The following is a 1,223-nucleotide window of genomic DNA, read 5'->3' as shown; positions in this document are numbered from 1 at the left end:
TATTTGGTCATAAATAGCGGGCATATTTTGTTTCCATCCTATCATATCCGGACGGTGGTCTATTGCCATGGGGGTTTTTAATAGCGGATGATCAATGATGGGTGTTGTCAACCCATGGCGAGCACGGAAATTTTTTACGGCTTGGTATTCAAACGGCCACGCTAATAAAATTTCCATGTCTATTTCATAGCCTGTTGAGCTTTGTTCATTCTCATTATCTGCAAATAATGCAGACCATTCGATATGCTTGTCACATAAAGTAATAAGCCATTGAGCGACAACATCGTGATTTTCATTATACAATGCTTCTTGGCAGAAACGTTGATAGAATGGGTCAATAGGAATTCCGGCGCTTTCCCAATCTATTGTTTGGTTTTTCTCGCTTGCCAGCATTTCAATCGCTAGGACACCTAATTTCTGTGGTCGAGTGTACATAGGGAGTGATTCTGCCATTTTACCCGATTGAATACTTTCAATAATTTTATCGTAGCAAAAGTGCCCTATTCGAAAATCATTACAGGCGAAATCCATTAATAAAATTTCACCTTGCTCCGCTAAATTGAGAAATAATTCCTCTCTATTTTTTGTCATAAGATAATTTAATACAAACAGTATATTCTTATGGTAAAAAAAACGCTCAAATTCATAAGGTGAATCATTATCATTTTTGTATATTCTTCGCATGTATGTTAGTGCAATACTTGATAAATAAGACTCTAGTAAAACTTCATAACGAATATAGCGTTCTGAGTTACTTAACCCATGTAATTCATCTAGACTATCTATAGTTTCGCTATATATAATTTTATTAATCTTTGCAACATCATTATTTGAAGAGTTAACTAAATTCTCTATATATTTAATCACTTTATTTGTTCGATTCATTTTGCCAAATCCTCAGCGATGAAAAATTCATCGTATTTACTGTTATGTGAAGGATTAAATTCATTATCTAAACCTACTGTTATTTTATAACCAACTACCTGACACTTTTTCATACTTAATTTAATTTCTTTTAGTATTCTAAATTCTTTTCTAGTTAAAGAGTAATCATTATCACCATGAAATAAAGAGCGCGTTCAGCTAATTCAGTATGGCGTCTGATATTTTTTTATAGTCTACTTGTATTTCTGTAAGCTTTCCACTTAAGGAGTTGCATTTGGACCAAACTTATCCTTCATCGTCGTTTTGATTTCAAACGTAACCCACTCAGGTGACGGTGA

The 1,223-nt window shown here is 33.7% G+C and carries 1 protein-coding gene; it reads right to left on the bottom strand.

All coding sequences use genetic code 11. From position 1 onward, the window contains the following. A partial coding sequence (locus tag PSE69_RS19405; RefSeq protein WP_272675327.1) for a hypothetical protein occupies positions 1-885 on the bottom strand: 885 nt, incomplete at its 3' end. Positions 886-1,223: the final 338 nt, after the last annotated feature.

The organism is Providencia sp. PROV122, from assembly GCF_028482365.1.
Taxonomy (GTDB): domain Bacteria; phylum Pseudomonadota; class Gammaproteobacteria; order Enterobacterales; family Enterobacteriaceae; genus Providencia; species Providencia stuartii.
Note: the sequence above shows the minus strand (reverse complement) of the source record. Positions and strands in the feature narration are given on the sequence as shown.